The 7,718-nt window shown below is 69.4% G+C and carries 9 protein-coding genes; 4 read left to right on the plus strand and 5 right to left on the minus strand.

The genetic code is table 11. From position 1 onward, the window contains the following. The first annotated feature begins 15 nt into the window (after positions 1 to 15). Both HG262_RS30430 and HG262_RS30435 read left to right on the plus strand, forming a co-directional pair. Positions 16 to 768 carry an ABC transporter permease gene (locus tag HG262_RS30430; protein WP_169274546.1) on the plus strand — a complete coding sequence of 251 codons (753 nt, stop codon included), beginning with the start codon at positions 16 to 18 and terminating at the stop codon, positions 766 to 768. Further along, positions 756 to 1,496, plus strand: a complete 741-nt coding sequence (locus HG262_RS30435) for an ABC transporter ATP-binding protein (RefSeq protein ID WP_169274538.1) — start codon at positions 756 to 758, stop codon at positions 1,494 to 1,496. The genes HG262_RS30430 and HG262_RS30435 overlap by 13 nt, the downstream gene beginning before the upstream one ends. 31 nt (positions 1,497 to 1,527) lie before the next feature. Here HG262_RS30435 and HG262_RS30440 read toward each other — a convergent pair whose 3' ends face one another. Beyond that, positions 1,528 to 2,754, minus strand: a complete 1,227-nt coding sequence (locus tag HG262_RS30440) for an MFS transporter (RefSeq protein ID WP_169274539.1) — start codon at positions 2,752 to 2,754, stop codon at positions 1,528 to 1,530. Between the two features lie 115 nt (positions 2,755 to 2,869). On the opposite strand from HG262_RS30440, the gene HG262_RS30445 reads away from it, so the two are divergent. Next, positions 2,870 to 3,325 (plus strand): helix-turn-helix domain-containing protein, encoded by a 456-nt coding sequence (locus HG262_RS30445; protein WP_169274540.1) that lies wholly within the window; start codon positions 2,870 to 2,872, stop codon positions 3,323 to 3,325. A gap of 33 nt (positions 3,326 to 3,358) precedes the next feature. On the opposite strand, the gene HG262_RS30450 is transcribed toward HG262_RS30445, so the two are convergent. From HG262_RS30450 to HG262_RS30465, 4 genes are all read right to left on the minus strand, one after another. Next, positions 3,359 to 4,330: a pyridoxamine 5'-phosphate oxidase family protein gene (locus HG262_RS30450; protein ID WP_169274541.1), complete on the minus strand. Its 972-nt coding sequence runs from the start codon at positions 4,328 to 4,330 to the stop codon at positions 3,359 to 3,361. 31 nt (positions 4,331 to 4,361) lie between these two features. Then, positions 4,362 to 4,991 carry a glutathione S-transferase gene (locus tag HG262_RS30455; protein ID WP_169274542.1) on the minus strand — a complete coding sequence of 210 codons (630 nt, stop codon included), beginning with the start codon at positions 4,989 to 4,991 and terminating at the stop codon, positions 4,362 to 4,364. Between the two features lie 153 nt (positions 4,992 to 5,144). Then, on the minus strand, positions 5,145 to 6,050 hold the full coding sequence (locus HG262_RS30460) for a LysR family transcriptional regulator (protein WP_169274543.1): 906 nt from the start codon (positions 6,048 to 6,050) through the stop codon (positions 5,145 to 5,147). Further along, positions 6,034 to 6,954 carry a LysR substrate-binding domain-containing protein gene (locus HG262_RS30465; RefSeq protein WP_169274544.1) on the minus strand — a complete coding sequence of 307 codons (921 nt, stop codon included), beginning with the start codon at positions 6,952 to 6,954 and terminating at the stop codon, positions 6,034 to 6,036. The genes HG262_RS30460 and HG262_RS30465 overlap by 17 nt, the downstream gene beginning before the upstream one ends. Before the next feature lie 124 nt (positions 6,955 to 7,078). Between HG262_RS30465 and HG262_RS30470 the strand changes: the two genes are divergently transcribed. Next, positions 7,079 to 7,718, plus strand: a 640-nt coding sequence (locus tag HG262_RS30470; RefSeq protein WP_169274545.1) for an MFS transporter, incomplete at its 3' end; no start/stop codon positions are given.

Here is a 7,718-nt window from a genome sequence, read left to right on the forward strand (position 1 = left end):
GGCCCGCCGCCCGGACTGGCGGCCGCGCGCCGGGCCGCCTATGGCATCGCGGGTCTGATCCTCTTCATCGGCATCTGGAAAGCCGCGCTGATTTGGGAATGGGCGCCGCGCGGTACCCTTCCCGACCCGTTCGCGTTGCCGGCCACGCTGGCCCAGGAATGGCAGTCGGGCCGCCTGCTGCCCGCCATCGGCTCCAGCCTGATCCATTACTTCTGGGGGCTGGCGCTGGGCACGGCGCTGGGTTTCGGCGTGGGCCTGGCTGCGGCCACGCTGCCGCGGTTCGACCTGACCCAAGCGTATCTGGCCCGCATCCTGCGCCCGATCCCGCCGCTGGCGTGGGTGGTGTTCGCCATCGCCTGGTTCAAGGTCAGCCATGCGGGCGCGGCCTTCGTCATCGCGATCGGCGTGTTCTGGGTGAACTATTTCGCCACCTACAGCGCCGTGCGCAACGTGGATCCGCGCTACTACGAACTGGCCCGCGCGTTCGGCCACGGCGGCTATCTGGCACGCGCGTTCTCGGTGACGCTGCCCGCCATCGCCCCCGGCGCCCTGTCGGGCGTGCGCACGGGCATCGGCCAGGCATGGATGACGCTGATCGCCGCCGAACTGCTGGGCGTGCCCGGCATGGGGCAAGAAATGAACGCCGCCGCCGGCGTGGGCGCCTACGATGCCGTGGTCGTCTACATGCTGATCATTTCGCTGGTCTACACGATCTGCGACCTGGCGTTTTCCGCCGTCGAAGGGAAGGTGCTGCAATGGCGTCCGTGATCGAATTCTCGCAACTGGCCTATCAGCACCCGGGCGCCGCCGCCCCCGTCATCCAGGGCCTGTCCCTGCATATCGAGGCAGGCAGCTTCGTCGCGGTGGTGGGCGGATCCGGCGTGGGCAAGTCCACGCTGCTGCGCGCCGCCGCCGGGCTGACCGAACCCACCGCCGGCGCGGTGCGCTTCCAGGCGCAGCCGCGCCCGGGACGCCGCACGCGCGCCGTCGTGTTCCAGGACAGCCGCCTGATGCCCTGGCGCACGGTCGGCGGCAATGTCGGCTACGGCCTGGAGGGCCTGGGACTGGACCGCGCAGAAAAGACACAGCGCATTGATGCCGCGCTACGCCTCACGGGCCTGGACGACTACGGCCGGCGCTGGCCGCACCAGTTATCGGGCGGCCAGGCGCAGCGCGTCGGCATCGCCCGCGCCCTCGCGGTCAAGCCAGACCTGTTGCTGATGGACGAGCCCTTCAGCGCCGTTGATGCCATCACCCGGCGCAATCTGCAGCAGGAACTGATCCGCGTCTGGCAGGCCTCCGGCGCCGCGGTGCTGTTCGTCACGCACGACATCGAAGAGGCGGTGTTCCTGGCCGACAAGGTCGTCGTGCTGGGCGGGCGCCCCGCCAACATCGTGGGCAGCTACGACATTGCCCTGCCGCGCCCGCGCGACCGGGGCGAGGCGGCGTTCGCCGCGCAAGTGGCGGCCATCTCCCACACGCTGGAACACCACTGACCGCAACACCGGCGTCCCCTGCGCGCCGGCCTCAGCCCCGCAGCGCCGCGGCCGCCACCTTGCGCGGCAGCGTGACCGCCCAGAACAGCAGCGCGGCCGCGCTGATGCCGGCGCCCAGCACGCACACGCCGATCCACCCGGCTCGCGCATAAACCGCTGTCGAGGCAATGGCCCCCAGCCCGCTGCCCACCGCGTAGAACATCATGTAGGCCCCCACCAGCCGGCTATGCGCCTCTGCGCTGATGCTGAAGATCATCGTCTGATTGGTCACGTGCAGCGCCTGCAGCGCCACGTCCAGGATCAACACGCCCAACGCCAGCGCCCACAAGCTTTGCTCCAGCAAGGCGATGGGCGCCCACGCCAGGCACAACAGCGACAAGCCCGCCACGGTGGTGCGCTGGCCCAGCCCGCGATCCGCCCAGCGGCCAGCGCGCGCGGCCATCAACACGCCCAGCACGCCCACCAGCCCGAACGCGCCAATCGCCGTGTGCGACAGGGAATAGGGAGGCGCGGCCAGCGGCAACACCAGCGCCGTCCAGAACGCGCTGATCGCCGCGAACATCAGCAGCGCGATCATGCCCCGCACGCGCAACACGGGTTCCGTCGCCAGCAGCGCATACAAGGACCGCAACAGCGCCCAGTACGACAGGTCGGCGACGGGCAGACGCCGTTGCGGCAAGCGGCGCATCAACACCCAGGCCAGCAGCGCCGCCAGCGCCGCCGACACGAGATACACCGCGCGCCATCCCCACGCGTCGGCGACCAGACCCGCCACCGTGCGCGCCAGCAGCAGGCCGATCACCACCCCGCCTTGCGCCGCGCCCACCACGCGGCCGCGCTCCGCCGGCGCCGCCAATGCGGCGGACAAGGCCAGCAAGCCCTGCGTCATCGCGGTGCCCAACAGGCCCAGCGCCACCATGCCCGCCAACAGCCACGGCGTGGTGCCCGCCAGCGCCACGGCCGCCAGCGCCAGCACCAGCAAGCCCAATTGCCCGATCATCAGCCGGCGCCGGTCCAGCAGGTCGCCCAGCGGAACCACAAACAGCAAGGCCAGCGCGCAGCCCAGCTGGGTAGCGCTGATGACAATGCCTACCGCGCTGTCGTCCAGCATGAATTCACGTCCGATGGCGTCCAGCAAGGGCTGCGCGTAATACACGTTGGCCACGCTGAGTGCGCAGGCCACCGCCAGCAACATCACCAGCCAGGTCGGCATCGACGTGCCGGCGTCGTGTTCGGAGGCGTCGGATCGGGAAGGCATCGGATTTCCATTTTGGTTTTATTACGAAACCAGAATGCTAGATCTTAAGGTTTTATAATGCAACCATAAAGTTCGATCCGCCGTCACCGCCATCCTCTTGCTGAAAGGGCCCGACATGGTCAAACGCACCAGCCTTGAAGGCGCCGCCTGTCCGGTGGCGCGCTCGTTAGACGCGATCGGCGACTGGTGGTCGCTATTGATCGTGCGCGACGCGTTCGACGGTTTGCGGCGCTTCGGTGAATTCCAAAAGAGCCTGGGGGTCGCCAAGAACATCCTGAGCGACCGGCTGCGCACGCTGGTCGCCCACGGCATTCTTACCGCCGCGCCGGCCTCGGACGGCAGCGCCTACCAGGAATACGTGTTGACGGAAAAGGGCCGCGCCTTGTTTCCGGTCATCGTCGGCTTGCGCCAATGGGGTGAAGACCACTACTACGCCCCCGCCGAAGCGCACTCCACGCTGATCGACCGCAAGCGCGGCCAGACCGTGCGCCGGCTGGAAATCCGCGCACAAGACGGGCGGTTGCTGGACCCGGAAGACACCGTGGTGCAAAAAACCGCGCCGGCGCCTTAGGGCGCGAAGCGAACCGCCCTGCCCTGGGCCGGGCTATGCCGCCACCGGCCACTGCCCCGTGGCCAGCGCCGTCGGCGAATACGCATCGAACGTCCAGCGCAGCGCCAGCGCGCCCGGCCGCCACACCGCGCGGCGCACTTCCACCCGCCACAGGCGCTCTGCCCCCGCGAAGGCATCGATCTCGGGGCTGTCCAGGATCACTTCCGCCCGGCCCGACACCTGCAGAATGTCGCCGCGCGCGAAATCGATGAAGGCCAGGCCCGCGCGCGGGTTGGCCGCCAGGTTGCCCAGCGTATTGAAGAAGCGGTTGCCCGAGAAATCGGGGATGGTCAGCACGTTGCCGTCCACGCGCACGAATCCGGGTTTGCCGCCGCGATGCGACACATCCACCGCGCGGCCTCCACGCGCTTCGGCGTCGACATAGCTTGCGACGAAAAACGTGTCGGACGCCGAGATCAATGCGCGCGCCACGTCGTCCAGCCCGTCGCGTTCGCGTGGCGCGCCGGGAAAGCGCAGCGACGGCGAACGCGAAAAACGGAAATCGCGCGACTGAATGTACTGCGGGCAATTGCCGAACGATTGCGCGACGGCGACATCGAAGCGCTTGCCGTCCCAGGCCGCGACCCGGCCGTTCATGCGGTTGCGGCGCCGGGTATGCAGTTCGATCCCCAGCAGGCCGACAGCCCGGTCCGGGCCCAGCCCGGCCAGCAGCGGATCGTCGGCATCGGGCATGGCAGCGACCCGCAACGTCCTCGGGTCGGGCGACACCGCGAATCCCGGCAGCCCTTCCAGCACCCCCGCCCACGGATCGCCCCGCTCATCCACCGTGCCCATCACCAGGAAAGGCAACTGGGCGAAGAACGCTCGATGCTGGTCCGGCATATGGTCACGCACGACCTTGGGGCCGATCTGCGCCATGCGGTCGGCCACGCCCGCCCGGGTTTGCAGCAGACGTTCACCCGCATGCCAGGGCAGCGCATCGAAGACAGGATCGGAAGCGTTCATGATGGGTTCCTTGCCGACGCGGCGGCGGTGTTCAGGCGGCCAGCAAACCCGCGGCCGTGCTGGCCATGGGCACGAAGCGCGGCAAGTTTTCGATGCGGGCAAGCCATGCGCGCACATGCGGATAATCCGCCAGCGACACGTTGCCCTCGGGCGCATGGGCCACGTAGGCGTAGCAGGCCACGTCCGCAATGGTCGGCGCCCCGCCCGCCAGGAAGTCCCGTTGTGCAAGCTCGCCGTCCATGACGGCCAGCAGGGCATGCGCCCGCGCCAGCGTGGCTTCGACATCAAAGGACGCGCCGAAGACCGTCACCAACCGGGCCGCCGCCGGACCGCCCGCCAAGGGACCCGCGGCCACCGACAACCAGCGCTGCACGCTGGCCGCGCCGGCGGGATCCTCGGGCAGCCAGGCGCCGCCGCCATGACGCTTGGCCAGATAGACGAGGATGGCGTTGGAATCCGCGACCACGACGCCGTTGTCATCGATCACCGGCACTTGGCCGAACGCGTTCATGGCCAGGAATTCGGGGCGCTTCTGTTCCTTCTGGCGCAGATCCACGTCGACGCGACGGTGCGGGATGTCCAGCAGGGACAGCATCAGCGCGACGCGGTGTGCGTGGCCGGACAAGGGAAAGCTGTAGAAGGTCAACGGAGCGGTAGCCATGCGAGTTCTCAAGAGGATGAATCGTGGCTCCATCTTGGCCCCGCGTGCACCGAAGGGGAACCGTCAGCGGCCGCAAGACACTCTTGCGCACGGTGAAAGAAACGCCGGGGAAGTGACGCTGATACGGGGGACGCGCGGGGCAAATGCGGCAAGTCAGACCGGCAGCGCGGCCAGGTCGCGCCGCAGGACCTGCACGCAGAAATCGACGAAACTGCGCACCTTGGCCGAGCTCTTGCGGCCCTCGGGATACACCACGTGTACCGGCATCGGGGGCAGTTCGAATTCGCGCAGCACGACCTGCAGGGCACCGCTGGCCAGGTGCCGGGCCACCTGGTACGACACCACTTGCGTCAGCCCCCACCCTTCGCAGGCCGCCAGCACGGCCGCCTGGAACGACGTGACGGTCAATTGCGATTCCACGTCCAACCGCCTGGGCTGGCCGTCCTGCTGGAAACGCCATTGCGCGCCGCGCCCCTCCATGGCCGCGGTGATCGTGCAAAAACGCGGCAACGCGTCCAGGTCCTTGGGCTCGCCGTGCTCGCGCAGGAAGTCCGGCGCGGCGCACACCACGCGGCGCACATGGCCTACCGGCACCGCGGTCAGGCTCGAATCCGGCAAAGCGCCGATGCGCACGGCGACGTCGACGCCTTCGTCCAGCAGGTTCACGACGCGGTCCACCAGCAAGGTGCGCACGGACACGTCGCGATGCGCCCGCAGATAGCCCAGCACGGCCGGCATTACATGCAGCTCACCAAAGAACGCCGGCGCCGTGATGCTGAGCGCCCCGCGCGGCGCCGCCATCACGCCGGCGGCGGCATCGTCGGCCTGCTCCACCTCGTCCAGGATGCGGCGGCAGTCGGCGGCGTAGCGTTCGCCGGCTTCGGTCAGGCGCAAGCTGCGCGTGGTGCGGACCAGCAGCAATGCGCCAAGGCGCCGTTCCAGCGCTGCGACGCTGCGCGTCACGGAGGGCGCGGACATGTCGAGCCGCCGGGCGGCGGCGGCAAAGCCCCGGGCCTCGGCCACGGCCAGGAACACGGTCATTTCATGGAATCGATTCACGGCGGGTCTCTCCGGCCAAGGCGCGCGGGGCGCGGTCATGAATGCACTGCCGCACGATATCGCCCAAGGCGGCGGCCACCGGGTCGGGCTGCGCCTGGGCCCAGTACAGCGAAAGCGCGATCGATGGCAGGGCCGGCAAGCCCTGCTCGCCCGGCGCCAGCGCGCGGACGGTGGCGGGCAGACCCAACGGCGTGCGCACCGCCAGCCCCAAGCCGGCGGTAACGGCCGCCCACAAGCCCGCCAGGCTGGGGCTGGTGAAAGCGGCCACCCATGGCAGGTCCGCGCGGTCCAGCGCCTGGGTCGCGCCGTCGCGGAACAGGCATGGCGCCTCGAACGCCACCAGCGGCACGCCGCCGTCGTCATGGAACGGCGACGCCGCGGGCGACGCCGGCCCGATCCAGCACATCGGCAGTTCCAGCAGCCGCTGGCCATGCGGCATGCGCGCATCGTGGTCCCACGCCAGCGCCAGGTCCAACTGCCCCAAGGCAACACGTTCCAGCAGATCGACGTTACGTGCGACGCGCGCTTCGATCCTGACCTTGGGATGCGCGCGGGCAAACTGGCCCAGCACCTGGGGCAATAGCATTTCGCCGAAGTCTTCCTGCAGACCCAGTCGGACCCGGCCTTGGAGTTCGGCGCCGCGCACGGCGCGCGAGGCCTGGTCGTTCAGCGCCAGCAGCCGGCGGGCGTAGGCCAGCATCGTCTCGCCCGCCTCGGTCAGCGCCAGGCCGCGGCCTTCCTTGCGTAGCAGTGGCACGCCCGCCTGATCCTCCAGCTTTTTCAACTGGGCGCTGACGGCCGACGTGGACCGCCCCAACCGGTCCGCGGCGCGTCCGAAACTGCCCAGGTCGACGCCCGCGACAAAGCTGCGCAACACATCGAGGTCGAACGTGACCGGTCGCATGAATAGTCCCGATTTTCTAAACTATTTAAACAATATTTCCTGATTTTCAGAACGATAGCAGAAGCGCAGACTGGCCGGGTCCTTTTTTCTTCGGCGCCTTGTTCGGCGTCTTCCGGAGCCACGCATGCCCCCGCCTCTCCCCCTTGCTTCAATGGCCGACGCGCAACGGCCCGCCCACCGCTGGAAGGTCCTGGCGGTGGGCGTCGCCGCCAATGCCGCCTTCTCAGCTGCGGCGGCCGGCCTGCCCACCACGGCGGTATTCATGCGATCGGGCTATCAGTTGGACAACGACCAGTTGGGCCTGGCGCTGGGGCTGCTGGGGCTGGGCGTGGCGCTGTTCGAATTGCCCTGGGGCTTGCTCACCGACCGATGGGGCGATCGGCCGGTGCTGCTTACCGGTTTGGGCGCCACTGCGGCCGCGCTGGCCTGGATGAGCGGCTTCGCATCACCCACCGCCGACGGGGCGCCCAGCCTGTGGCTGCTTGCGCTGGGGCTCGTGCTGGTCGGTAGCCTGGGCGGCAGCGTCAACGGCGCCAGCGGACGGGCCGTGATGGCCTGGTTCGATGAAGGCGAGCGCGGGCTGGCCATGAGCATCCGGCAGACCGCCGTGCCGCTGGGCGGCGGCCTGGGGGCCTTGCTGCTGCCGTGGCTGGCGGCGCATGCCGGCTTTGGCGCCGTGTTCGGCGCGCTGAGCCTGATGTGCGGCCTGGCCGCCGCGCTGGCCGCCGTCTGGCTGCGGGAACCGCGGCGCATCGGCGGCGCCC

The organism is Achromobacter sp. Bel, from assembly GCF_012928505.1.
GTDB lineage: Bacteria > Pseudomonadota > Gammaproteobacteria > Burkholderiales > Burkholderiaceae_B > Achromobacter.

Excerpts from the sequence above, each read along its gene's own strand:
- HG262_RS30465 (WP_169274544.1), bottom strand. The coding sequence starts at position 6,954 with ATGCGACCGGTCACGTTCGACCTCGATGTGTTGCGCAGCTTTGTCGCG.
- HG262_RS30440 (WP_169274539.1), bottom strand. The coding sequence starts at position 2,754 with ATGCCTTCCCGATCCGACGCCTCCGAACACGACGCCGGCACGTCGATG.
- HG262_RS30455 (WP_169274542.1), bottom strand. The coding sequence starts at position 4,991 with ATGGCTACCGCTCCGTTGACCTTCTACAGCTTTCCCTTGTCCGGCCAC.
- HG262_RS30450 (WP_169274541.1), bottom strand. The coding sequence starts at position 4,330 with ATGAACGCTTCCGATCCTGTCTTCGATGCGCTGCCCTGGCATGCGGGT.
- HG262_RS30435 (WP_169274538.1), top strand. The coding sequence starts at position 756 with ATGGCGTCCGTGATCGAATTCTCGCAACTGGCCTATCAGCACCCGGGC.
- HG262_RS30445 (WP_169274540.1), top strand. The coding sequence starts at position 2,870 with ATGGTCAAACGCACCAGCCTTGAAGGCGCCGCCTGTCCGGTGGCGCGC.